19 protein-coding genes, 1 tRNA gene and 1 pseudogene are annotated in these 23,589 nt (G+C 71.9%); 6 read left to right on the top strand and 15 right to left on the bottom strand.

Annotated elements, in window-relative coordinates:
* Positions 1-113: 113 nt before the first annotated feature.
* The 7 genes from ACGFWI_RS22960 to ACGFWI_RS22930 all read right to left on the bottom strand — a co-directional run bounded on the left by ACGFWI_RS22960 (position 114) and on the right by ACGFWI_RS22930 (position 7,168).
* Complete coding sequence (locus tag ACGFWI_RS22960) at positions 114-917, bottom strand: ABC transporter ATP-binding protein (protein ID WP_393907846.1); 804 nt, start codon at positions 915-917, stop codon at positions 114-116.
* Entirely contained in the window at positions 910-1,839 is a 930-nt protein-coding gene (locus tag ACGFWI_RS22955) for an ABC transporter permease (protein ID WP_393907845.1), read from the bottom strand. Before ACGFWI_RS22955 ends, ACGFWI_RS22960 begins: the two co-directional genes overlap by 8 nt.
* Before the next feature lie 78 nt (positions 1,840-1,917).
* Positions 1,918-2,790 carry a glycosyltransferase family 2 protein gene (locus ACGFWI_RS22950; RefSeq protein ID WP_393907844.1) on the bottom strand — a complete coding sequence of 291 codons (873 nt, stop codon included), beginning with the start codon at positions 2,788-2,790 and terminating at the stop codon, positions 1,918-1,920.
* A gap of 23 nt (positions 2,791-2,813) precedes the next feature.
* Positions 2,814-3,593, bottom strand: a complete 780-nt coding sequence (locus ACGFWI_RS22945; protein ID WP_393907843.1) for a CDP-alcohol phosphatidyltransferase family protein — start codon at positions 3,591-3,593, stop codon at positions 2,814-2,816.
* A complete protein-coding gene (locus tag ACGFWI_RS22940) occupies positions 3,571-4,632 on the bottom strand; it encodes an iron-containing alcohol dehydrogenase family protein (RefSeq protein ID WP_393907842.1) in 1,062 nt (353 codons plus the stop codon). Before ACGFWI_RS22940 ends, ACGFWI_RS22945 begins: the two co-directional genes overlap by 23 nt.
* Positions 4,620-5,357: a sugar phosphate nucleotidyltransferase gene (locus ACGFWI_RS22935; protein WP_393907841.1), complete on the bottom strand. Its 738-nt coding sequence runs from the start codon at positions 5,355-5,357 to the stop codon at positions 4,620-4,622. The genes ACGFWI_RS22940 and ACGFWI_RS22935 overlap by 13 nt, the downstream gene beginning before the upstream one ends.
* Positions 5,354-7,168 (bottom strand): DUF5941 domain-containing protein, encoded by a 1,815-nt coding sequence (locus tag ACGFWI_RS22930; protein ID WP_393907888.1) that lies wholly within the window; start codon positions 7,166-7,168, stop codon positions 5,354-5,356. The genes ACGFWI_RS22935 and ACGFWI_RS22930 overlap by 4 nt, the downstream gene beginning before the upstream one ends.
* Positions 7,169-7,730: 562 nt before the next feature.
* Between ACGFWI_RS22930 and idi the strand changes: the two genes are divergently transcribed.
* Entirely contained in the window at positions 7,731-8,342 is a 612-nt protein-coding gene (idi, locus tag ACGFWI_RS22925) for an isopentenyl-diphosphate Delta-isomerase (RefSeq protein WP_393907840.1), read from the top strand.
* On the opposite strand, the gene ACGFWI_RS22920 is transcribed toward idi, so the two are convergent.
* The 3 genes from ACGFWI_RS22920 to ACGFWI_RS22910 all read right to left on the bottom strand — a co-directional run bounded on the left by ACGFWI_RS22920 (position 8,317) and on the right by ACGFWI_RS22910 (position 10,945).
* Positions 8,317-8,808 carry an ATP-binding protein gene (locus ACGFWI_RS22920; RefSeq protein WP_393907887.1) on the bottom strand — a complete coding sequence of 164 codons (492 nt, stop codon included), beginning with the start codon at positions 8,806-8,808 and terminating at the stop codon, positions 8,317-8,319. The genes idi and ACGFWI_RS22920 overlap by 26 nt on opposite strands.
* A 253-nt stretch (positions 8,809-9,061) precedes the next feature.
* A tRNA-Met gene (locus ACGFWI_RS22915) sits at positions 9,062-9,135 on the bottom strand.
* Positions 9,136-9,286: 151 nt separating this feature from the next.
* A complete protein-coding gene (locus ACGFWI_RS22910) occupies positions 9,287-10,945 on the bottom strand; it encodes an ABC-F family ATP-binding cassette domain-containing protein (RefSeq protein WP_393907839.1) in 1,659 nt (552 codons plus the stop codon).
* Between the two features lie 55 nt (positions 10,946-11,000).
* Here ACGFWI_RS22910 and ACGFWI_RS22905 point away from each other — a divergent pair, with 55 nt between their 5' ends.
* Positions 11,001-11,771 (top strand): enoyl-CoA hydratase/isomerase family protein, encoded by a 771-nt coding sequence (locus tag ACGFWI_RS22905; protein WP_393907838.1) that lies wholly within the window; start codon positions 11,001-11,003, stop codon positions 11,769-11,771.
* Between the two features lie 65 nt (positions 11,772-11,836).
* Here ACGFWI_RS22905 and ACGFWI_RS22900 read toward each other — a convergent pair whose 3' ends face one another.
* Positions 11,837-12,481, bottom strand: a complete 645-nt coding sequence (locus ACGFWI_RS22900) for a DJ-1/PfpI family protein (protein ID WP_393907837.1) — start codon at positions 12,479-12,481, stop codon at positions 11,837-11,839.
* Positions 12,482-12,552: 71 nt separating this feature from the next.
* Positions 12,553-13,509 (bottom strand): annotated as a pseudogene (locus tag ACGFWI_RS22895) (GlxA family transcriptional regulator); the annotation flags it as partial.
* Positions 13,510-13,654: 145 nt separating this feature from the next.
* On the opposite strand from ACGFWI_RS22895, the gene ACGFWI_RS22890 reads away from it, so the two are divergent.
* Entirely contained in the window at positions 13,655-14,524 is an 870-nt protein-coding gene (locus ACGFWI_RS22890) for a hypothetical protein (RefSeq protein WP_393907836.1), read from the top strand.
* 214 nt (positions 14,525-14,738) lie between these two features.
* Entirely contained in the window at positions 14,739-17,180 is a 2,442-nt protein-coding gene (locus tag ACGFWI_RS22885; RefSeq protein WP_393907835.1) for a Tex family protein, read from the top strand.
* A 200-nt stretch (positions 17,181-17,380) separates the two neighbouring features.
* Here the strand turns inward: ACGFWI_RS22885 and ACGFWI_RS22880 are convergent, their stop codons facing one another.
* On the bottom strand, positions 17,381-19,390 hold the full coding sequence (locus ACGFWI_RS22880; protein ID WP_393907834.1) for an FUSC family protein: 2,010 nt from the start codon (positions 19,388-19,390) through the stop codon (positions 17,381-17,383).
* Between the two features lie 186 nt (positions 19,391-19,576).
* Positions 19,577-20,140 carry a TrmH family RNA methyltransferase gene (locus ACGFWI_RS22875; protein WP_393907833.1) on the bottom strand — a complete coding sequence of 188 codons (564 nt, stop codon included), beginning with the start codon at positions 20,138-20,140 and terminating at the stop codon, positions 19,577-19,579.
* Between the two features lie 306 nt (positions 20,141-20,446).
* Here ACGFWI_RS22875 and ACGFWI_RS22870 point away from each other — a divergent pair, with 306 nt between their 5' ends.
* Both ACGFWI_RS22870 and ACGFWI_RS22865 read left to right on the top strand, forming a co-directional pair.
* The gene (locus tag ACGFWI_RS22870) at positions 20,447-21,499 is read left to right on the top strand and encodes an FAD-dependent oxidoreductase (protein ID WP_393907832.1); all 1,053 of its coding nucleotides are present in this window, start codon (positions 20,447-20,449) and stop codon (positions 21,497-21,499) included.
* A 211-nt stretch (positions 21,500-21,710) separates the two neighbouring features.
* Positions 21,711-22,604, top strand: a complete 894-nt coding sequence (locus tag ACGFWI_RS22865) for a D-alanyl-D-alanine carboxypeptidase family protein (protein WP_393907831.1) — start codon at positions 21,711-21,713, stop codon at positions 22,602-22,604.
* A gap of 157 nt (positions 22,605-22,761) precedes the next feature.
* On the opposite strand, the gene ACGFWI_RS22860 is transcribed toward ACGFWI_RS22865, so the two are convergent.
* Positions 22,762-23,523: a GNAT family N-acetyltransferase gene (locus ACGFWI_RS22860; protein WP_393907830.1), complete on the bottom strand. Its 762-nt coding sequence runs from the start codon at positions 23,521-23,523 to the stop codon at positions 22,762-22,764.
* Between the last annotated feature and the right edge of the window lie 66 nt (positions 23,524-23,589).

Here is a 23,589-nt window from a genome sequence, read left to right as displayed (position 1 = left end):
CGGTGAACGTCCTTTAGATCCGAACTATTCCCGGCGCCAACGGAGTTGACCCTCGCGTCACGCCGAAGGCCCCCGCGAGGCGGACTCACGGAGGCCTTCGGGTGCGGGACGGACTATTTGCCCGTCTCCTTTTCGTACGCCTTGATCACTTCGTCCGTCGGGCCGTCCATCAGCAGCTCGCCACGCTCCAGCCACAGGGTCCGGTCGCAGGTGTCGCGGATCGACTTGTTGTTGTGGCTGACGAGGAAGACCGTGCCGGCTTCCTTGCGCAGCTCACGGATGCGGGCCTCGGAGCGCTTCTGGAAGCTGCGGTCGCCGGTGGCCAGCGCCTCGTCGATCATCAGCACGTCGTGGTCCTTGGCCGCGGCGATGGAGAACCGCAGCCGGGCCGCCATGCCGGAGGAGTAGGTGCGCATCGGCAGCGAGATGAAGTCGCCCTTCTCGTTGATGCCGGAGAAGTCGACGATGCCGTCGTAGCGCTCCCGCACCTGCTCACGGCTCATGCCCATGGCCAGGCCGCCGAGGACGACGTTCTTCTCGCCGGTCAGGTCGTTCATCAGCGCCGCGTTCACGCCCAGCAGCGAGGGCTGGCCGTGGGTGTAGACCTTGCCGCGCTCGGCGGGCAGCAGGCCGGCGACGGCCTTGAGCAGCGTCGACTTGCCCGAGCCGTTGGAGCCGATCAGACCGATCGACTCACCGCGGTAGGCGGTGAAGGAGACGCCCTTGACCGCATGCACCTCGCGCACGCCCGTGGAGGGCTTGCGGCGCACGATGCGGTTCAGCGCGGCGGTGGCACTGCCCCTGCCCGCGCCGGTGCCGTAGACCCGGTAGACGATGTGCAGATCGTCCGCGATCACCGTCGGGATGCGGGCCTCGGCGGCCTTCGTCGGCTCGATGCCGTTTCTCTGCTCAGCCACGTCCGTACCGCTCCTCAGCCTTCCAGAAGTACACAAAGCCGACCACGCCCATCAGCAGCGCCCAGCCGCCGGCGAACGCCCACACATGGGGCGGCAGTTTGGCGGCGGTGAAGCTGTCGATCAGCGCGAAGCGCATCAGGTCGATGTACACGGCGGCCGGGTTGGCGTTGAGCAGCACCTCCACGAAGGCGGGGACGTCCTTGCCCTTGAGGATCAGATCGATGCTGAACATCACGCCGGACGCATACATCCACGTCCGCATGATGAAGGGCATCAGCTGCGCCAGGTCCGGGGTCTTCGACCCCAGCCGCGCCATGGCCATCGCCAGGCCCGTGTTGAAGATGAACTGCAACGTCAGCGCCGGGAAGACCAGCAGCCACGACCAGGTCGGGACCTGCCCGAAGCCGAGCAGGATGATCACCAGCACGCCCATGGAGAACAAGAGCTGCTGGAGCTGCATCAGGCAGAACGAGATCGGCAGGCAGGCGCGCGGGAAGTGCAGCGCCCGCACCAGGCCGAGATTGCCGGAGATCGCCCGGGTACCGGCCATCACCGAGCTCTGGGTGAAGGTGAAGATGAAGACGCCGGTCACCAGGAACGGGACGAAGTCGGGTACGCCCTTCCTCGTGCCGATCAGGAGACCGAAGATCAAGTAGTACACGAGCGCGTTCAGCAGCGGCGTCGCCACCTGCCAGACCTGTCCCAGCTTGGCCTGGCTGTACTGCGCCGTCAGCTTGGCGCTGGCGAACGCGGAGATGAAATGCCGCCGGTCCCACAGCTCCCGGACGTACTCGGGGAGGCCGGGGCGGGCCCCGCTCTGCGAGAGCCCGTACTTCTGGGCCCGCTGGGCAGGAGTGAGCCCCTCATCGGAAGATGGCGGGGCACTCATGGCGACCGCACTGTCGTGCGTGGTCTCGCTCACAGTTGACACTTTCGTCCTCAAGGTGCGCTGCCGGGGCCACGCCCCGGTTCGCGCCTGATGCTCTCAGATACGAGCTTGTCAGATGACGGGAGGGCGGCCCAGTCGGGTCAGTCGCCAAACGGTAGCCCACTTCATGGGGCGCCTGGGACCGCACGGGGTCACCCAGCCCTCCTTGAAGCCGCCCAGCCAGGCCCGCAGCGCCGGTCGCGACGGCCGGCGGGCGAGGGTGAGCAGCAACCAGACACCGAGATAGACCGGAACCAGCAGGGCGGGGAGATTGCGCCGGGCCAGCCACACACGGTTACGGGCCACCATCCGGTGGTAGACCGCATGCCGGGCCGGCGCCGTCGTCGGATGGAAGAGCACCATGTCCGAGCGGTAGTCGATCTGCCAGCCGGCGTCCAGCGCCCGCCAGGCCAGATCGGTCTCCTCGTGGGCGTAGAAGAAGTCGTCGGGCAGCCCGCCGACCTCCTCGAACACATGCGTACGGACCGCGTTCGCACCACCGAGGAAGGTGGTGACCCGCGACGAGCGCAGGGGGTCCGAGGCCCGCAGCCGCGGCACATGACGGCGCTGGGTCTCGCCCGTGTCCGGGTCGGCGATCCGGAAGCTGATGATGCCGAGCTCGGAGTCGGCGGCGAAGGCCTGCCGGCACAGCTCCGCGGTGTCCTCCCTGGCCAGCAGCCCGTCGTCATCGAGGAAGAGCAGCACATCGACCTCGCTGCCGCCGGGGCCGAACGCCTCGATGCCGACATTGCGGCCGGCCGGGATGCCGACGTTCTCCGGCAGCTCGACGGTCCGGACGCCCTCGGGGAGCTCGGGCAGCGGCGAACCGTTGCCGACGACCGCGATGTCGATCGGGTCGCCCTCCTGCTTGGCGACCGAGTCCAGCAGCGCGCGCAGCTCCTCGGGGCGGTTGCCCATGGTCAGGACAACCGCACCGAGCCGCATGCTCCTACCCACCTCGGCCCCCGTCACTTGAGCCTGCTGGAGGCGAGGATGGACACGAGGTGGAGCAGCGTCTGGACGATCGCGATACCGGCGAGCACGGCCACGCCGAGACGCGTGAAGAACAGGTCTCCCCTGACCTGGTCGAGGATCGCCAGGACCAGGATGAGCAGGGACGCCTCGACCCCGAGGACGAGCCGGTGGAACTGCAGCGCCGCGGCGGCCTTGCGGGCCAGCGCCATACCGGACGAGCGCGGCTCGGACGCCGCCTCCTTGACCGGCGGCAGCCCGCCCTGGTGACGGGCGACGCCGACGAGGTCGGTCTCGGCCTTGATCAGGATGGCACCGAGGGCGGCGAGAGTACCGAGGAAGGCCCACAGCCAGTCGATGCGCCCGGAGCCCCACAGGTCGGCGGCCCGCAGACCGAAGCCCAGCAGGACCGCGGCGTCGCACAGGTAGGCGCCGACGCGGTCCAGGTAGACGCCGCTGAGCGAGAACTGCTTCCGCCAGCGGGCGATCTCGCCGTCGACGCAGTCCAGCAGCAGGTAGAGCTGGACCATGACCACGCCGAGGACGGCGCCCCAGATCCCCGGCACCAGCAGGGCCGGGGCGGCCAGGACGCCCGCGACGGTCATCAGATAGGTGAGCTGGTTGGGCGTGATCCTGGTGTTCACCAGGTACCTGTCGCAGCGCAGCGAGATTTCCCGCATGTAGAGGCGACCTGCCCAGTGCTCACCGCTGCGCCGGTCCTTGACACCCGCGGGGTGCACGACCGGGCGGAGTTCAGCTACTGACGGCTTGTGCATAGTCGGCGTAAGCGTCCCTGATCTGGTCGGTGGACAGGTCGAGGTGCTCCAGGATGGTGTAGCGCCCGGGGCGGGTCTTGGGTGCGTACTCGACGGCCTGGACGAATTCCTCGTCGGTGAAGCCGATCTCGTCCGGCGTGACCGGCAGGCCGTGCCTGCGCAGCACCGCGACCATCAGGTCACGGGTCTCCTTGTCCCCGCGCAGATGCGTGGCGAAGGCGGCGGCGAGACCGCACTGTTCGCCGTGGCTCGCGGCGCGCTTGGGGTAGAGGATGTCGAGCGCGTGGTTGATCTCGTGGCAGGCGCCGGACGCCGGACGGCTGTCACCGGCCACCGACATCGAGATGCCGGTCAGGACCAGGCCCTCGGCCAGCACCTGGAGGAAGGCGTCGTCGCCGACCCCGCCGGGGTGCCGCAGCACGGCCTCGCCGGCCTGGCGTGCCATGGCGGCGGCCAGCCCGTCGATCGCCTCGCCGGTCTCCCGGTGCGAGAGCTCCCAGTCCGCGACCGCGGAGATGTTGGAGATCGCGTCACCGATGCCGGAGCGGACGAACCGGACCGGGGCCTCACGGATGATGTCGAGGTCGATCACCACGGCGATCGGGTTCGGGACACCGTAGGAGCCACGGCCCGCGTCGTTGTCGAGGGTGGCGACCGGCGAGCACAGGCCGTCGTGCGACAGGTTCGTCGCCACGGCGACCAGCGGCAGACCGATCCGCGCGGCGGCGTACTTCGCACAATCGATGATCTTGCCGCCGCCGAGGCCCACGACCGCGTCGTAGTGCCCCTTCTTCATGGCGTCGCCGAGCTTGATCGCCTCGTCCAGGGTGCCGCCGCCGACCTCGTACCAGTCGGCGCCGGGCAGTGCGGGCGACAGCCGCTCGCGCAGCCGTGCCCCCGAGCCGCCGCTGATCGCGATGGCGAGCTTGCCGGACGCGGAGATGCGCTGATCGGCCAGCAGACCCGCCAGGTCGTCCAGAGCGCCGGCGTTGATGTCAACGACGACCGGGGACGGAATGAGGCGGGTCAGTACTGGCATGCGATGTCACGGCCCTTCGCCAGGTCGTCGTGGTTGTCGATCTCGACCCACTTGACGTCGCCGATCGGGGCCACGTCCACCTTGAAGCCGCGGTTGACGAGCTCCTGGTAGCCGTCCTCGTAGTAGAGGTCGGGGTCCCGCTCGAAGGTGGTCTTCAGGGCGTCGGCCAGCTCCTCGGCGGCCGAGCCCTCGATGAGGGTGAGGCCGATGTACTCACCGGTCGCCTCGGCCGGGTCCATCAGCTTGGTGATCTTCTGGACGCCCTTGGCGGGGTCCACGATGACCTTCATCTCCTCGTCGGCGAGCTGCTTGACGGTGTCCAGCGCGAGGATGATCTTCTGGCCGTTGCCGCGGGCGGCGAGCAGGGTCTTCTCGACGGAGACCGGGTGCACGGTGTCGCCGTTGGCGAGGATCACATCGTGCTTGATGGCGTCACGACCGCACCACAGGGAGTAGGCGTTGTTCCACTCCTCGGCCTTGTCGTTGTCGATGAGGGTGAGCTTGAGGCCGTACTTCTGCTCCAGGGCCTCCTTGCGCTCGTAGACGGCTTCCTTCCGGTAGCCGACGATGATCGCGACCTCGGTCAGGCCGATCTCGGCGAAGTTGCCGAGGGTCAGGTCGAGGATGGTCGTGTCCCCATCGACCGGCACCAGTGCCTTGGGCAGGGTGTCGGTGTAGGGGCGCAGACGCCGTCCGGCGCCGGCAGCCAGCACGAGGCCGATCATGCGGGTTCTCCTTCATCGTGTACGGCGGGTGCTTGGGAGGACACCCAGAAGCGGATGCTCTCGATGAGCACCAGCAGCGCCAGGACCACAGCAAGGGCCGTCAGCGCGATTGTGAAATCTGTGGGGGACAACAGGGCGGCGAGGACGGTGACCACGATGATCCGTCCCTCATGTCCGCCGGTCGCCCGGACCAGCCACCGCGGAGGGGCTCCGGTGCCACCGCGGATGCGGTAGACCGTGTCGTAGTGATGGTAGGCGACGGCCGCGACCAGCCCGAACGCCGCGGGCAGCGCTCCGGGCACATCCGACCGGGCCGCCAGGACCAGAACAGTGGTGTACTCGCCGGCCCGGAAGAAGGGCGGCACCAGCCAGTCAAGGGCTCCCTTGAGGGGCCGTGCCACCGCCGCGCCGGCCAGCAGCGCGGAGCAGACGGCGACGCCGACGGTGAGCCAGGACGCGGGGTCGTCCTGGAAAATCACCCAGACCAGCAGCACGGCGGCTGAGAGAAACGCCATGACGGGCGCCAGGAAGGAACCGGTACGGCCGCGGCCGCGGGCACTGCCGGCGATCAGCTCGGCGAGCGGCCCGGAGTCGGCGAGGTCAGCCAGCGCCCGGGCGGCACGGTCGGTGCGGCGGGCCCGGCGGGTCAGCGAGCGCAGCACCCGTCCTGCCGTGGTGTAGCAGGCGGCCAGTGCGCAGCCGATGAGCAGCGCGTAGAAGACGATGCGCGGGGTGGTGAAGGCGGTGAGCACCGCGATCATGGCCCAGCGCTCGCCGATGGGCAGCACGATCATGCGGCGCACCCAGACCGTCCAGCCGACGCTGTCGAGCCGGTCGGAGAGCGCCGCGGTGGGGCTGGTGTTGCCGGCCGCACCCGCGGCATCGTGATTCGCCTCGTTGAAGGAGAAGTCGACGACATGGCGGCAGGTCTGCAGCACCATCGCGCCCAGCGCCAGCGCCCATACGTCGTCTCCGCCGCGCGCCGCGCCCAGGGCCAGGCCCGCGTAGTACGCGTACTCCTTGGCCCGGTCGAAGGTGGCATCGAGCCAGGCGCCCATCGTCGAGTACTGCAGGGAGTAGCGGGCGAGCTGCCCGTCGGTGCAGTCCAGGACGAAGGAGAACAGCAGCAGGAGGCCGGCCGCGATGAAGCCGCCGCGGGTTCCGGTGGCCGCGCAGCCGGCCGCGATCAGCGCGGTGAGCAGGGACGCGGTGGTGACCTGGTTGGGGGTGAACCCGCGGCGCGCGCACCAGCGGGCGAGGTAGCGGGAGTACGGGCTGATGCAGTAGGTCGTGAAGAACCCGTCGCGGGACTTCACGGCGGTGCGCAGCCGTACGGCCTCGTCGTCGACGGCGGCGACGGCCTCCCGCGCGTCCTCGCGCTGTGCCGGGGTGAGCGCGACGGTGGCAACCAGGCTGCCGAGCTCGACGCGGTGCAGACCGATGTCGTCGTTGTCCAGGGACTCGGTGAGGGTCTCGGTCAGCACGTCCGTGAGGTGGGCGGTGCCGGCGCCGACCGGGATCCTGCCGACCGCACGGGCCAGCGCGGCGCGCGCCTCGGGCTGCGCGGTGAGCGCGCCCGGCACGGCCACGGCGGGGAAGCGGGGGTCGGTCAGCGCGAGCCGCAGGGCGTGCAGATGACCGACGAAGCGGGGGTCGACAACGGCGACCCGCTCCTGTGCGGGCACCGCGGCGAGCAGCTCGGCCGCGGAGGCGGGATCGTTCGCCGTACGGACGTCAAAGCCCAGCGTGCGCAGGTCGGCTTCGAGCGGCGACCCGGCGACCGGCGTACCGGTGAGGATGGCGGTCGACAGACGAACTCACTCCTTGGATGCTGACAAGGCAGCACGGGCCGGTTCGCAGTCGGTTCCGCATTCGATACGAACTACCCGGGCAGCGGGCGTGGCACACCTGGCGCCCGGAAGGCTGGGGTGGCACGTCGGCAGAGGCTATCGGATCGCCGGATGCGGCCGTTCACCGCGCATTCACCGCACGATCGAGTGACCGACGGCTGCGCCTGCCGCGATCATCATGGTGGATCAGGTGGCGCATGAACAACTGGCCTGCGGACCCGGTCCCCCAACCGGTGCCGGTTATGAGAGGGCTGGTCACAGCGCGGGCGGGTTGTGCCGGGGCAGGTGTGGCGAGAGCCATCCCAGGTCCGGGAGGGCGGTCACCGTCCGCCGGTGATGTCACCGGGGCGCGCGGCACTCTCCGCGTCGGGGGCGACGGACGCGGCAGCGGGTGTGGACCATCTCACGGCCGGGCGCACTGCGGGAGCGGTGCGCCGGCATGTGGCGCCGCGCACCCGGTCTGCCTGTGATGCGGACCCGGCTAGGGCAGACTTGGCGTCGAAGACCGACGACAAGGATGGGCATGCCGATCACACCTGCCAACGGACAGACCGCCGGGTACCCGGCGGTGAGCACACCGGGCGGCACCGCCGAACCGATCATGCTGGAGCTGGTCGACGAGGACGGTACGACGATCGGCACCGAAGAGAAGCTCGCGGCCCACCAGCCCCCCGGGCAGCTGCACCGCGCGTTCTCCGTGTTCCTCTTCGACGAGAAGGGGCGGCTGCTGCTGCAGCGCCGGGCGCTGGGGAAGTACCACTCCCCCGGTGTGTGGTCCAACACCTGCTGCGGCCACCCGTATCCCGGCGAGGCACCGTTCGTGGCAGCGGCCCGGCGGACCTCGGAGGAGCTGGGCCTGGCGCCCGCCCTGCTGGCCGAGGCGGGCACGGTGCGTTACAACCACCCCGACCCGGCCTCCGGCCTCGTGGAGCAGGAGTACAACCACCTGTTCGTCGGGCTGGTGCGGGCCGAGCCGGCGCCCGACCCCGAGGAGATCGGCGAGATCGCGTTCGTGACGCCGGAGGAGCTGGCCGAGCGGCATGCGGAGGCGCCGTTCTCCGCATGGTTCATGACCGTGCTGGACGCGGCGCGTCCGGCGGTGCGCGAGCTCACCGGAGGGTCGGCGGGCTGGTAGCGAGCGGGATGAGCGGCAGCTCGGCCCAGATGGCCTTGCCGCCGTTCCTCGTGTTCTCGACGTCGCACTTGCCGCCCGCCTCCGCGGTGAGCGTCTTGACGAGCCACAGGCCGCGGCCGCCGACATCACCCTGTTCCGCCTCCAGTGCCTTGGGGCGGTAGGGGTGGTTGTCCTCGACCGCGACCCGTAGCCAGTTCGCCCCGATGGTGACCTGGACGGCGATCTGGGGCGAGAGCAGGGCGGCGTGCCGGACGGCGTTGGTGACGAGTTCGGAGACGATGAGCAACAGGCCGTCCATGATCTCGGCGGCCACGGGCACACGCTGTTCGTCGAGCAGATCCCGGACCGCGTGACGTGCCTGCGGCACCGAAGCCTCCAGTGCCGGGGCGGTGAACCGCCAGACACCTTCGTACGCGAGCGGGGAGGCCAGCTCTTCGGGGGGTTCTGCAGGGGGTCCGGAAGGCATCCTCACAGGAAGAGTGTTGAGAATCCGTTGGTCCGGACCGGCCAGCTGAACGCAAGTAAGCGCTTATCGACGCCTTATGGCCGATGGCGAGTGATTCGAGCGGCCCGTCGACCGGTCCTGTTCCTTTTGAGGGTTGTTCGCGGACTTCCCCGGGGTGGCCTCCTGCGGTCCCCGCGCCTCGCGGCGGTGTCCCCGGGGGTGCACAGCGCAGCAGGCCCGGTGCCTGGGCACCGGGCCTGCTGCGCTGTTTCAGTAGCGGGGACAGGATTTGAACCTGCGACCTCTGGGTTATGAGCCCAGCGAGCTACCGAGCTGCTCCACCCCGCGTCGGTGAACACCACACTACGGGGCGGCCGCCCCAGGACCAAATCGATGATCATCACGGGTGCCGCGGGCCCCCGGATCCGGTGTGTGCACGGGGTCGGGGCGGTGGTCCGTCCGCGTACCCCCTGATCCCGGGCGACGCGCCCGCCCTGGCTCACAGCGCCCGGTCGGTGATCCGTCCACTGTCGACCTCGATACGGCGGGTGGTGTGCACCGCTTCGAGCATCCGGCGGTCGTGCGTGACCAGCAGCAGGGTGCCCGGGTACGAGGCGAGCGCGGACTCCAGCTGTTCGATGGCCGGCAGATCGAGGTGGTTGGTCGGCTCGTCCAGGACGAGGAGATTGACCCCGCGGCCCTGGAGGAGAGCCAGCGCGGCACGGGTCCGCTCCCCCGGTGACAGGGTGCGCGCGGGGCGCAGCACATGCGCCGCCTTGAGCCCGAACTTCGCCAGCAGGGTGCGGACATCGGCCGGCGGCAGATCGGGGACACAGGCCCGGAAGGCATCCATCAGCGGCTGGTCGCCCAGGCCGTGTGCGCCGAAGAGCCGGCCGCGCGCCTGGTCGATCTCGCCGACCACCACGCCGGGGCCCAGGACGGCGTGCCCCGTGTCCAGCGGGAGCCGGCCGAGGAGGGCGGCGAGCAGGGTCGACTTGCCGGAGCCGTTGGGGCCCGTGATGGCGACCCGGTCCGCCCAGTCGATCTGCAGGTCCACCGGGCCGAAGCGGAAGTCGCCGCGCCGGACGCCGGCGCCGCGGAGGGTGGCCACGACCGCGCCGGCGCGGGGCGCGGCGGCGATCTCCATCCGCAGCTCCCACTCCTTGCGCGGTTCCTCGACGACATCGAGCCGCTCGATCAGACGCTGGGTCTGCTTGGCCTTGGCGGCCTGCTTCTCGGTGGCCTCCACCCGGCCCTTGCGGCTGATCTTGTCGTTGTCGGGAGCCTTGCGGCGGGCGTTCTTGACGCCCTTCTCCATCCAGTTGCGCTGGGTGTGCGCCCGGGTCTCCAGGGCGGACTTGGTGTCGGCGAACTCCTCGTACTGCTCACGCGCATGACGCCGGGCCCGTTCGCGCTCCTCCAGGTAGGAGGTGTAGCCACCGCCGTAGGTGTTGACCTGCTGCTGGGCGAGGTCGAGTTCGACGACGCGGGTGACCGTGCGGGTCAGGAACTCGCGGTCGTGGCTGACCAGGACGGTGCCGGCGCGCAGTCCCGAGACGAAGGACTCCAGGCGTTGCAGACCGTCCAGGTCGAGGTCGTTGGTCGGCTCGTCCAGCAGGAAGATGTCGTAACGGGAGAGCAGCAGGGAGGCGAGCGAGGCACGGGCGGCCTGGCCGCCGGAGAGCGTCGTCATCGGCTGGTCGAGGCCGATGGCCAGGCCGAGCTGCTCGGCGGTCTCCTCGGCGCGCTCGTCCAGGTCGGCCGCGCCCAGCGCGAGCCAGCGCTCCAGCGCCGTGGCATAGGCGTCGTCCGCGCCGGGCCGCTCGTCGACCAGCGCCTGGGTGGCCGTGTCCAGGGCGAGCTGGGCGTCGGTCACGCCCGTACGGCGGGCGAAGAAGGCCCGTACGGTCTCTCCCGGGCGGCGGTCGGGTTCCTGGGGGAGGTGGCCGACCGTGGCGGTGGGCGGGCTGAGCGAGAGTTTGCCGTCCTCCGGGGTGTCCAGGCCGGCCAGCAGGCGCAGCAGCGTGGACTTGCCGGCGCCGTTGGCGCCGACGAGGCCGACCACATCGCCGGGGGCGACGACCAGATCGAGGCCGGAGAACAGGACGCGCTCGCCGTGGCCGGCGGCGAGGTCTTTGGCGACAAGAGTTGCTGACATCAGGCCGCCGATCGTATCGGGCCCGGTCCGCGGCGGTCGCTCTAATATCCGGAGCATGGAACCCGGTCTGAAGACGCATGTCAGCGACGGCACAGCGACCGTCACCATCAGCAATACCGGCAAGCGGAATGCGATGACCGTCCAGATGTGGCGGGATCTGCCGCCGCTGCTGGAGCGGCTGGCGGCGGACCGTTCCGTCCGGTCGCTGGTGCTCACCGGCGAGGGCGGGACGTTCTGCGCGGGCGCCGACATCGGATCGCTGCGGGATCCGGCGGGTGCGTCACAGGGTCTGGCGGCAGCGGCCGAGGAGGCGCTGGCGGCGTTCCCCGGACCGACGCTGGCGGCCATACGCGGCTACTGCGTGGGCGGCGGCACCCAGCTGGCGGCCGCCTGCGATCTGCGGTTCGCGGAGGAGGGCGCGCTGTTCGGGGTGACGCCGGCCAAGCTGGCGGTCGCCTATCCGGCGGCCGCCACCCGGCGGCTGGTCCGGCTGGCCGGGTTGTCCACCGCCAAGTACCTGTTGTTCTCCGGTGAGTTGATCGACTGTGCGCGGGCGCTGCGTACGGGCCTCGTCGACGAGGTGCTGGCCGAGGGCGAGCTGGGCAAGCGGGTGGCGGAGTTCTCGGCCGTACTGGCGAGCCGGTCACTGCTGACGCAGACCGCGGCGAAGGAGCTGGCCGACGGGACGTGGGACGTACCGCCGGCCGAGGCCGAGGAGCGCGGCGCTTACTGGGCCGCGCAGGCGCGGGCGAGCGGCGACATCGCGGAGGGTGCCGCCGCCTTCCTGGAGCGCAGGGCGCCGCGCTTCACCTGGCCCACGGGCTGACAGCGGGGCGGGTCTTGCACGGGCCCCGCCGGGTCAGGCCTGCGCGGCTCCCGTGGGACGGCCGCTCACTCCTCCCCGGCCAGCAGGAACCGGCTGCGCTCCCGCAGCATCGCGGTGACCTCGGCCGGCGCCTTGTCCGGGGAGCCCGCGTCATAGGGCGGCTGCGGGTCGTATTCGATGCCCAGCTGGATCGCCTGGGCCACGGTGTCCCCGGCGATCCGGCCGGCCAGCGTCAGCCCCATGTCGATGCCGGACGAGACGCCGGCCGCCGTGACGTACTTGCCGTCGACGACCACCCGCTCCCCGGTCGGCTCGGCCCCCAGCGCCAGGAGCTGGTCCAGCGCGAGCCAGTGGGAGGTCGCCCGGCGCCCCTTGAGGAGGCCGGCGGCGCCCAGGATCAGCGATCCGGTGCACACCGAAGTGGTCCAGGTGGTGCCTGCGTCCACGGCCCGGATCCACTCGTGCACCGGTCCGTCCGCCATGTGCGCCCGCTGCCCCGGGCCGCCGGGCACGACGAGGATGTCCGGTGCGGTGACCTCCTCCAGCGCGGCGTCAGCGACCAGCCCGAGCGAACCGAGCTCATTGCGGTACGGGCCGGTGCGCTCGCCGACGAACACCGTCTCCGCCCCCGGCAGCCGGCTGAGGGTTTCGTAGGGACCGATGGCGTCCAGCGTGGTGAAGCGGTCGTAGAGAAGGATCGCGAGCTGCATGGGGTTCCTGTCGGTAGAGGTGGCGCCGGCCCGGTGTCGTTGCGGTCGGCGGGGTTCAGGCCGAGGGCACGGGGGGGGCCGGCGGTCCGGAAGCGGCGGCGGTATTCGGCCGGGGAGGCGCCCAGGACACGGAGGAAGGCGCGGCGCATCGCCTCGGGGGTGCCGTAGCCACAGCGCCGCGACACCTGCTCGATGCCGTCGACGGTGTCCTCCAGATGCCGGCGGGCCGCCTCCAGCCGCACCCGGTCGACATAGCGCCCCGGTGTCATGCCCACCTCGTCGCGGAACGCACGGGCGAAGTGCCGCGGGGAGAGACGTGCGCGCTCCGCGAGGGCGTCGACGGACAGGTCAGCCGCCGGATTCTCGGTGATCCACTGCTGCACGTCGCGCAGCGGTCTGCGCTGGGCGGTCTGCACGGCGAGCTGGGCGCTGAACTGGGTCTGGTTGCCCGGCCGCCGCAGAAACACGACCAGGTGCCGGGCGATGGCCAGCGCGAGGTCCCGGCCGAAATCCTCCTCCACCAGGGCCAGCGCGAGGTCGATCCCGGCCGTCACGCCCGCGGAGGTGGCCAGATCGCCGTCCCGTACGTAGATCGGCTCGGGTTCGACATGCACCGCGGGGAACCGTTCGGCGAGCGTGTCGCAGAGCATCCAGTGGGTCGTCGCGCGGCGGCCGTCCAGCAGACCGGCCTCGGCCAGCAGCAGCGCGCCGCTGCACACCGAGACCTTCCGCCGGGCGCGGTGGGCGTTGCCGCGCAGCCAGTCGATCAGCCGGGGGTCGGGGTCACGGGTTCCCTGGCCGCCGGGCACCAGCAGCGTGTGCGGCGCCCCGGCGGCGGCGAGGGTGCTGTCGGGGACGAGGGTCAGCCCGCTGGTGGTGCGGACCGGGGCGCCCTCCAGGGCGGCGGTGCGGATCCGGTAGGCGCCCGGGACTCCCTGGGCCGCCCCGTGGAAGACCTCGACCGGCCCGGAGACGTCGAGAGCCTGCACCCCGTCGAAGAGAACGACGAGTACCTCGCGCTGTTCCATGTCCTCCATCCTGGGCAGCGGCGGCGAGGGCGGCAACGACGGATCTCCCACCTTTCCTGCCATCGCGGGGTCGGCAGCCGGGGTCCGGCAGTCGTCCGGTGCCCTGCAATCACCTCCATACCGACGGGTCGGTAACCTGCCTGGTATGACCTCTTCCAGCGCACTGTCCGAGCAGGCGGGCCGTACCTGCCACAACGTCGTCAACCCGTTCCACTCGACGCACTACTTCGCGCCGGAGCTCTCCGCGGAGATGGCCAGGGCCGGCATCGAGAACCGCAGCGCCGGTTACTTCGCCTGCCGGGGCGCTGCCATGGGTGCGGTGGGCCCCGGCACCATCACGGCCACCTTCTACAACTTCAATCACGAACTGATCACCCAGCACGTCCCGCAGGTCTGGACGGTCACCACGCCGCAGGCCGTGCTGGACGCCCGGCTGCGCGCCGTGGACGCGACGCTGCGGCGGCTGCTCGGGCCGGAGGCCGTCGAGTCGCCGGAGATGGCGGAGGCGGCGCGGCTGGCGCTGCGCGCCACCGAGGGCTGCACCCGCCAGGCCCGGCCGCTGTACGCCGCGCACGCCGACCTGCCGGTGCCGGACGCCCCGCACCTGGCCTACTGGCACGCCGCGACCCTGCTGCGCGAACACCGCGGCGACGGCCACCTGCTGGCGCTGCTCGACGCCGAACTGGACGGGCTGGAAGCGCTGGTCAGCCACACCGCCAGCGGCCGCGGGATGAGCTACCAGGGCATCATGGCGACCCGGGGCTGGACGGAGGAGCACTGGGGCGCGGCTCAGGAGCGGCTGCGGACCCGTGGCCTCCTGGACGCCGAGAGCGAGTTGACCGAGGCCGGTGTCCAGCTGCGCAAGGATCTGGAGCGTACGACGGACCGGCTGGACCGGGCGCCGTACGAGCACCTGGGCGCCGAGGGCGTGGCCCGGCTCACCGAGCTGGCGACCGGCTTCACCACCGCCGCCATGAACGCCGGGGCGTTCCCCGCGGCGCTGTTCGGCAAGTAAGGCCCGTCCGTAGCGCGGGAAAGCCCTCGGGCCCCCGGGGTGCGGAGGCGCCTTCTCCCGCCCCGGAGCCGGGGGCCGCGACGCCCCTCCCGGCCCGCGCGCGGACGCGGGGACTTCGCGGACACCCCGTGACGGCTGGGCGGTGCGACAGTCCGGCCCGCCAACCGGCACAATGCAGGCTCAAGCAAGCGCTGGAAGGCGGGTCAGGATCAACGTGACGGCATCCACTGAGCCCATCGGGACCCTCGGGTCCATCGAAGCGAGGATCGCCGGGGAGCTCGGCGTCAAGGAGCGGCAGGTGAAGGCCGCGGTCGAACTGCTCGACGGTGGCTCGACGGTCCCGTTCATCGCGCGCTACCGCAAGGAAGCCACCGAGACGCTCGACGATGCGCAGCTGCGCTCGCTGGAGGAGCGGCTGCGCTATCTGCGGGAGCTGGAGGAGCGGCGGACCGCGATCCTGGAGTCCGTACGGTCCCAGGGCAAGCTGGACGCCGCCCTGGAGGCGCAGATCCGCGGTGCCGACTCCAAGGCGCGGCTGGAGGACATCTACCTCCCGTTCAAGCCCAAGCGGCGCACCAAGGCCCAGATCGCGCGGGAGGCGGGCCTGGAGCCGCTCGCCGACGGGCTGTTGAGCGACCCTTCGGTGGAGCCGTCCACGGCCGCCGCGGCGTTCGTGGACGCCGACAAGGGCGTCGCCGATCCGGCCGCCGCCCTGGAGGGCGCGCGGGCCATCCTGACCGAGCGGTTCGGCGAGGACGCGGATCTGATCGGCGAGCTGCGCGAACGCATGTGGTCGCGCGGGCGGGTCGCGGCGAAGGTGCGCGAGGGCAAGGAGGAGGCCGGCGCGAAGTTCGCCGACTACTTCGACTTCACCGAGCCGTTCACCGAGCTGCCCTCGCACCGGGTGCTGGCGATGTTCCGCGGCGAGAAGGAGGAGGTCCTCGATCTCGCCCTGGAGCCGGAGGACCCGTCGGCCGCCGCCGAGGGCCCCAGCGCGTACGAGCGGTCCATCGCGCACCGCTTCGGGATCACGGACCGGGGCCGTCCGGGTGACAAGTGGCTGCAGGACACGGTCCGTTGGGCCTGGCGCACGCGCGTCCAGGTGCACCTGGGGATCGATCTGCGGCTGCGGCTGCGGCAGGCCGCCGAGGACGAGGCGGTGCGGGTCTTCGCGTCGAATCTGCGCGATCTGCTGCTGGCGGCGCCCGCCGGTACGCGCGCCACGATGGGCCTGGACCCCGGTTTCCGTACGGGCGTGAAGGTCGCCGTCGTGGACGCGACCGGCAAGGTGGCCGCCACGGAGACCATCTACCCCCATGTACCGCAGCAGAAGTGGGACGCCTCGCTGGCCACGCTGGCGAAGCTGGCCCGCGAACACGATGTCGAGCTGATCGCGATCGGCAACGGCACCGCCTCCCGCGAGACCGACAAGCTGGCGACCGATCTGATCGCCGCCCAGCCGGAGCTGAAGCTCACAAAGGTGATGGTGTCCGAGGCCGGCGCCTCGGTGTACTCCGCCTCCGCGTTCGCCTCGCAGGAGCTGCCCGAGCTGGATGTGTCGCTGCGGGGCGCGGTGTCCATCGCCCGCCGGCTGCAGGACCCGCTGGCCGAGCTGGTCAAGATCGACCCGAAGTCGATCGGCGTCGGGCAGTACCAGCACGATCTGTCCGAGGTGAAGCTGTCGCGCTCGCTGGACGCGGTGGTCGAGGACTGTGTGAACGGCGTCGGCGTGGACGTCAACACCGCCTCCGCGCCGCTGCTTTCGCGGGTGTCGGGCATCGGCTCCGGCCTCGCGGAGAACATCGTGACGCACCGGGACAGCAACGGGCCGTTCCGCTCCCGTAAGGCCCTCAAGGACGTGGCGCGGCTCGGCCCGAAGGCGTACGAGCAGTGCGCGGGCTTCCTGCGGATCCGGGGCGGCGACGACCCGCTGGACGCCTCCAGCGTGCACCCGGAGGCGTACCCCGTGGTGCGCCGGATGGTGAAGTCGGCGGACACCGAGGTCGGTTCGCTGCTCGGCAACACGACGGTGCTGCGCACGCTGCAGGCCGCGGACTTCGTCGACGACTCGTTCGGTCTGCCGACGGTGAGCGACATCCTGCAGGAGCTGGAGAAGCCGGGCCGCGACCCGCGTCCGGTCTTCAAGACCGCGACCTTCAAGGAGGGCGTGGAGAAGATCGGCGATCTGCAGCCGGGGATGCTCCTGGAGGGCGTGGTGACCAATGTCGCCGCCTTCGGGGCGTTCGTGGACGTGGGCGTCCATCAGGACGGTCTGGTGCATGTCTCCGCGATGTCGAAGACCTTCGTCAAGGACCCGCGGGATGTGGTGAAGCCGGGCGACATCGTGCGGGTCAAGGTGCTCGATGTCGACATTCCGCGGAAGCGGATCTCGCTGACGCTGCGGCTGGACGACGAGCACGGCAAGGGCGCTGCGGCGACGGGCGGCGGCGAGCGCCGGGGCGGCTCGGGAGGCTCGGGCGGTGGCCGGGGACCGCGTGAGGGCGGCCGGAGCGGCGCGCCGCGGCAGCGGCAGGGCGGCGGCGGGCAGCGCGCCGGTGACCGCCGGGGCAGCCGCGACGCCGGGCCGGCCAACGACGCGATGGCGGATGCCCTGCGGCGGGCCGGGCTTCTGGGCAAGGAGCGCGGCGGCCGCTGACGGATGCGGCGGCAGCGGGCCGGGCGCCCGCCGCCGCCGGAACGGAGTGGGTGCGGGCAGCCGGCGGTGCCGTCGGCTGCCCGCTGCCGCATTGCGTGGACGAGGTCCACGGCTCGGTCACCCTGCCCGCATGTCCTTGACGCCGCGCCCCCGGCGCCCCGCGGGCGCGGCGCACCTCGGGTTCAAGGCGCACCTCCGGTTCAGGACGCGCCCGCATAGCCGCGTATGCGCTCCAGTTCCGCCGCCACGTCCGTGAGCGTGGCGCAGTCCGGAACCGGGCGCAGATCGGGGCCCTGCAGTCCGGCGGCGGGCTCGCGGCGCGGGTCCTCCAGGGCGTCGGCCATCGCGGACAGCGCCTGGCACAGCCGTTCGGCCTCGGCCACGCTCGGGCGGTGGGCGCCGTGGTCCAGGCGTACCGCGCAGGCGGTCGCGGCGTCCACGATGCGTTCGGCCGCGGTGACGACGGTCAGCCAGTCGGGGTTGCGGTCCCGGGCGGCGAGGAGTTCGGCCCCGGCGGTCTCCGCTGCCGCCCTGGCCTCCCCCAGCGCCCGGTAGGCGGTGCGGCGCAGCGCCAGCCGCCGGGTGGGGTCCGCGCCCGGTTCCGCCTCCAGGACGTGCCGGAGGAACTCCTCGGTGCTGCCCAGCGCCGAGGTGACGCGATGGCCGACCCGGCGGCGTGGGTCGGCGAGCCGTGGCAGATGCCCGACGATCAGCACGATGCCGCAGGCGATGGAGGTGTCGACGACCCGCTCGGCGGCGGCCTCCGTGGCGCCGCTGGCGTAGACGAACGACAGCACCATGAGGGTGATCGCCACGGTCTGGAGCGCGAAGTGCCGGGTGGCGAACGGCAGCAGCGCGCCGCCCGCGCCCGCCACCAGCGCGGGCCACCACGAACCGGTCAGCACCAGCCCCGCCCCGGCGAAGAGCAGCACACCGGCGACGGTCCCGGCGAAGCGGTTGACCGTACGGGAGAAGAGCGGGCCCAGGTCCGGCTTGACGAGGAAGGTGGTGGTCGCCGGCAGCCAGTACCAGTGCTCGGGGCGCAGCAGCAGGGCCACGGCGGCGCTCGCGGCGATGCAGACGGCGACCCGCAGGCCGTAGTCCCGCCCGGCGGGACCGAACAGGCTGCGCCCGCGCCGAGTCCGCCCCCCGACGGCAGCCAGCGTCCAGCGGAGCACGGACCCGGAAACGGTCACCCAGGCGGGACGGACGGCGGGGTCCGGTGCCGGCTGTCCCGGTGCCGGGGACAGCGGCTCCCGGCGGGCGAACGCGACCGCGGCGTCCAGCAACGCCTGGTCGAAGGCGCCGCGCGCGGCCGTACTGGTCTCCGGGGCGGACAACCGGCCCGGGGACCGCCCGGTGCGCAAGGCATCGGCGAACCGGCGGGGGCTCTCCGCCACCCGGGACGGCAGCGGGCGGGCCTCCCACAGCAGCGCGACGCTGGCCTCGCACAGCGCGGTGGCCGCGGCGAACCGCTCGGTGAGCAGGAGTTCTTCCGTACGGGCGGGACGGCGCAGCAGCCCGCTGGTGAGCCGGCGCAGCCGCAGGGCCTCGTCGGCGCGGTCCAGCGCGGCGGTGAGCCGGCGCCTGGCGGGCTCGGCACCGGATCCGCCGGCCGCGCCCAGGGCATCGGCGAGCGCCTCGAAGACCGTGGCGACCGCCGCCCGCTCGCCGCTGAGCGCACCGCCCGCGGGGCGAGGCGAGCGCAGTACGAGCCGCAGCAGGAGCAGCCACAGGAAGCCGGCGAGGACGAGGAGGGCCTTCGCCCAGGGCGCCCCGGGCAGCGGCATCCCGGCACCCAGGATGGTGGTGGCCAGCATCTGCATCCCGGCGTTGGAGCGCACCGGCCCGGCCACGCTGCCCGCGCCGGAGACGAAGCCGACGGCGAACAGCGCCGGAACGATCCACCAGCCCGCATCGGCCGTCTGCAGCGAGGCACCGATCAGCATGCCGAACGCCGAGGCGAGAGCGGGCAGACCGATATGGACGATGCCGGTGCGCCGGGTGCCGGGTCGGTCGTTGACGCCCGCCAGCATGGAGCCGAGACCGGTCAGGACGCCGGGCGCCGGGTGGCCGGTCGCGATGCCCGCGCCGAGCAGCGGTCCCGCGCACAGCGCACCGCGGGCCACCGCCGCCCAGGGCACGGGCAGCCGCTGCCAGCGGAAGGGGTGGGCCAGCCAGGCGGGCACGGCGCGCTGCGCGCGGAGCATGGGACTCCTCAGACGACGCGTACGGACGGTGGAAAACGGGATCCGAGGGGCGACATCGGCCGACGGTGCTGCTACCAGCCTAAGGTCGGGGCTTGTCCACACCACTGCCGCGGGGTTACCTCAAGATCACGAACGCCCGGCGCGGAGATGGCTCCGTCCCGTACGCACCCGCCGCCCGCCACCCGCTCACAGCAGCCCCGCAAGCCGGTACAGCACCAGCGACCCCGCCACCGACACATTCAGGCTGGCGCCGGTCCCGACCATCGGGATCTCCACCACCTCGTCCAGCAGGTCCAGTGCCTCGGGCGGAATCCCGTGCTGCTCATGCCCCAGGACCATCACCGTCGGCTCCCGCGCCGCCGGCAGATCCGCCAGCCGTACCGCCTCCTCGGCGAGTTCCACGCCCACCACCCGCAGCCCCCGTTCGCGCTGCCGCTCCAGCCAGCCCAACGGATCACCGGTCCAGTGCACACAGGCAGGTCTGCGCAGCGTGTTGCCGCGCTCCAGCGCCTCGGGCACCCAGGAGAACCGCGGCACGGTCAGACAGGCGCCGACCGCGTCGCAGGTGCGCAGCAGGGTGCCGAGGTTGGCGCCGTGCAGCGGCCACAGCGGAGCGGCGTAGAGGTGGTCCCAGCACGAGTGGGCGCGCGGCCGCCGGGAGCGGCGGAGTTCGCCACGGGTGCGCGTACGGATGGCGGGCGCGGCCGACGGCACGGGAGCGGACCCCGTGCGTCGCGTGTGGCCGCTCATCGTCCGGCGGAGGCGTCCCTCCGGAACCTCGTGGTGGCAGGGGAGTCCTGCGGCAACATCTGCATCGTCTACGGCGCTTGGCGGCGCGCCCGGGCCATCGTCGGCCGCACCGTCACCCGGTCCGGCACTTCTCCGAAGCCGTCCCCGGTCCGGGCACGGCCGCACCATGCTAGGCCGCCGCTCCCCACGCGTCCTCCCCTTTTCCGGCCTTCCGGTTTTCCGGCTCTTCCGGCTCTTCCGGCCGAGCACCCCCCGTCCTTGGTCCGCACCCTCGCCGGCTCCCGCCCCACCCGTTAGCGTCCCGCCATGGCGATGTACACAGGTGACGTGGATGTATGCGTGGTCGGCGGTGGCGTGATCGGGCTGACGTCGGCGATCGCGCTGGCGGAGGACGGGCACCGGGTGCGGGTGGTGAGCCGGGACGCGGCGGGCGGGACGACATCGGCGGTGGCCGGCGGACTGTGCTGGCCGTACCGCATCCGGCCCCATGAGCGGGCGGTGCGGTGGTCCGTACGGTCCTTCCAGGTACTCGCGGCACTCGCACAGCGGCCACAGGAGACGGGCGCCCGGATGGTGACGGGCACGATGACGGACGCGAGGGACGGCGGGCGGCAGGGCCCGGACGACGGGCGGCAGGGCCCGGACGACGGCGCCGACGACGGTCTGGCCGCCTGGTACGACGCGGTGCCCGGGTTGCGGCGGGCGAGCGCGGAGGAACTCCCCGAGGGGTACGCGTCGGGGTGGCGGGCCCGCACTCCCCTGGTCGATATGCCGGCCCATCTCCGTTATCTGGAGCAGCGGTTGACGGCCGCGGGCGGGACCGTGGAGCGGCGCGAGGTCACGTCGCTGGCGGAGGCCGGCCGGGCCGCTGACGTGGTGGTGAACTGCTCGGGGCTGGGCGCGCGTGCGCTCGTCCCCGATCCGGACGTCCATCCGGTCCAGGGGCAGGTGGTGATCGTGGAGAACCCCGGTGTCGAGCAGTGGTTTGTGTCCGCCGACACGGGTTCGGCCGAGACGGCCTATGTGCTGCCGCAGCCCTACGGCGTGGTGCTGGGCGGGACGGCGCGGGAGAACGCCTGGTCGCGGGAGCCCGATCCGGCGGTGGCGGAGGCGATCGTGGCGCGCTGCGCGCGGCGCTTCCCGGAGCTGGCGCGGGCCCGGGTCCTGGAGCACAAGGTGGGGCTGCGTCCGGCCCGCCCGGCGGTGCGACTGGCGGTGGAGCGGCTGCCCGGCGGCACCCCGTGCGTCCACAACTACGGGCACGGTGGTGCGGGGGTGACCGTGTCGTGGGGGTGCGCGGACGAGGTGCTGCGGAGGGTACGGACCCTGCGGGAGGGTGACGGACCGCCCGGCCGGTGACTGCGGCGGCGCCCGCCCGGCCATGGCGCCCGGCGCAGGTCCGCGCGACGCCGCCCACCGCCCGCTCGAAATCCGCCTCGCACTTGTGAATCGGTGGCCGACGAGATGAAGTTGCCGCTCATGGGGCGCATCCATTCACCTGTCTCGTGCGTCTCATGAGCAAGCGGCATTCCCATATGGCCGCACTGCAGGGGCATTTGGAGTATATATTTTGAAAAACGGCAAAAGGGGCATTCGTCGCGCATCCGCGGTTGTCGTCACCGCGGGAGCCGTCCTGACGGCCGGGGCGTTCATCGCTCCGGCGCAGGCCGCGACGCTCAAGACCCCCACGATCGTCGCCAAGGGCGGCTTCGTGATGAACAACGGCACGGGGAAGAGCCTCTTCACCAAGGCCGCAGACACCCGTCGGTCCACCGGCTCCACCACCAAGATCATGACGGCTCGGGTGGTGCTTGCGCAGGCGAACCTCAACCTGGATTCCAAGGTCACGGTTCAGAAGGCGTACAGCGACTACATCGTCGACAACGACTGGGCCTCCTCGGCCAAGCTGATCGTCGGCGACAAGGTCACCGTCCGCCAGCTGCTGTACGGGCTGATGCTCCCGTCCGGCTGCGACGCGGCCTACGCGCTCGCCGACAAGTTCGGCAGCGGCTCCACCCGGGCCGCGCGCGTGAAGTCGTTCATCGGCAAGATGAACTCCACCGCCAAGTCCCTCGGCCTGAAGAACACGCACTTCGACTCGTTCGACGGCATCGGGAAGGGCGCGAACTACTCGACGCCGCGCGACCTGACCAAGCTGGCCGGCAGTGCGATGAAGTACTCCACCTTCCGTACGGTCGTGAAGACGAAGTCGACCAAGCAGAAGGTCTCGACGAAGAGCGGTGGCTACCGCTACATGTCGTGGGAGAACACCAACGCGCTGCTCGGCAGCTACTCGGGCACCATCGGCGTCAAGACCGGCTCGGGTCCGGAGGCCAAGTACTGCCTGGTCTTCGCCGCCACCCGGGGCGGCAAGACGGTCATCGGCACGGTCCTGGCCTCCTCCTCGGTGGTCAACCGCACCGCGGACGCGAAGAAGCTGATGGACTACGGCTTCAAGAAGTAGCTCCACCTGGTACCGACGAGGGGCCTGCGCACAGCCATCCGGCCGCGAGCAGGCCCCTTCGCCATTGCGCCGTCCCCGCCCGGCCATCCCGCCGGTATCTCCCCGGGCGGGCGACGCCGCGCCGGCTCCGCACGAGGACGAGCCGGAAGGCCACCGGTCAGTTGGTGGCGATACGCGCCGACACACAGGGGTCCTCGTTGCGGTAGCCGAGACGGTCGTAGAGCCGTTCGGCGGGAGTGTTGTCCGCGAGCTGCCACAGCGTGCAGAAGCCGTGGTGGCGTACCGCGTACCGCGTCAGCCACGAGGTCAGGGCCGCGCCGAGCCCCTGACCGCGCTGGCGGGCGTCCGTCGCGACGGACGCCATCAGCGGAGCGCCGCTGTCCCGCAGACTGCTCAGGGCGCCGCAGGCCACCAGCTGCCCGTCCGTGCCGCGGATCCCGGCCCACAGACTGACGTCGCAGGACCCCGGGCCGGTGGAGTGGGCCGGGCTGTGCTCGCTGAGGAAGCCGAGCAGTTCCCCGTGGTGGGACGCGTCGAGGGTGACCACCCGCTCCTCCGCGGGGTGTACGGGCGGCTCCTCCATCGTCCAGCGGAAGACCCATGCCACGACATCGGTCACCGGCAGATGCCGCCCGACCTGGCAGGCGGTGCCGCGCGGCCCGGTGAACTCCCGCACCTGTTCGGGCCGGCCCTGCGCGGCACGCAGCACGAGTCCGGCGGCGGGATCCGGTTCGCCGACGCACCACAGATGCCCGCGGGCATCGTCGAGCCAGGCGGCGGCGCCCTGGCCCGACCAGCTGATCCGGCCGGCCGGACGCCGCCGCGCGGCACCGAAGCGCAGCAGCGCCGCGCCGGCCTGCCGCTCCAGGCCCTGGTCGAACAGGTCTGCGGTCCGGGGGAGAAGAGTCGTTGCCTGCATCGCTCGCTGAGAAGTAAAGGGGGAGGCGAACGGTCCGGACACACGCGCAGGCGCGACCGGAATCCG

The organism is Streptomyces sp. NPDC048434, assembly GCF_043200375.1.
GTDB lineage: Bacteria > Actinomycetota > Actinomycetes > Streptomycetales > Streptomycetaceae > Streptomyces.
The sequence above is the reverse complement of the archived record's forward strand: the minus strand, read 5'-3'. Positions and strand labels throughout refer to the sequence as shown.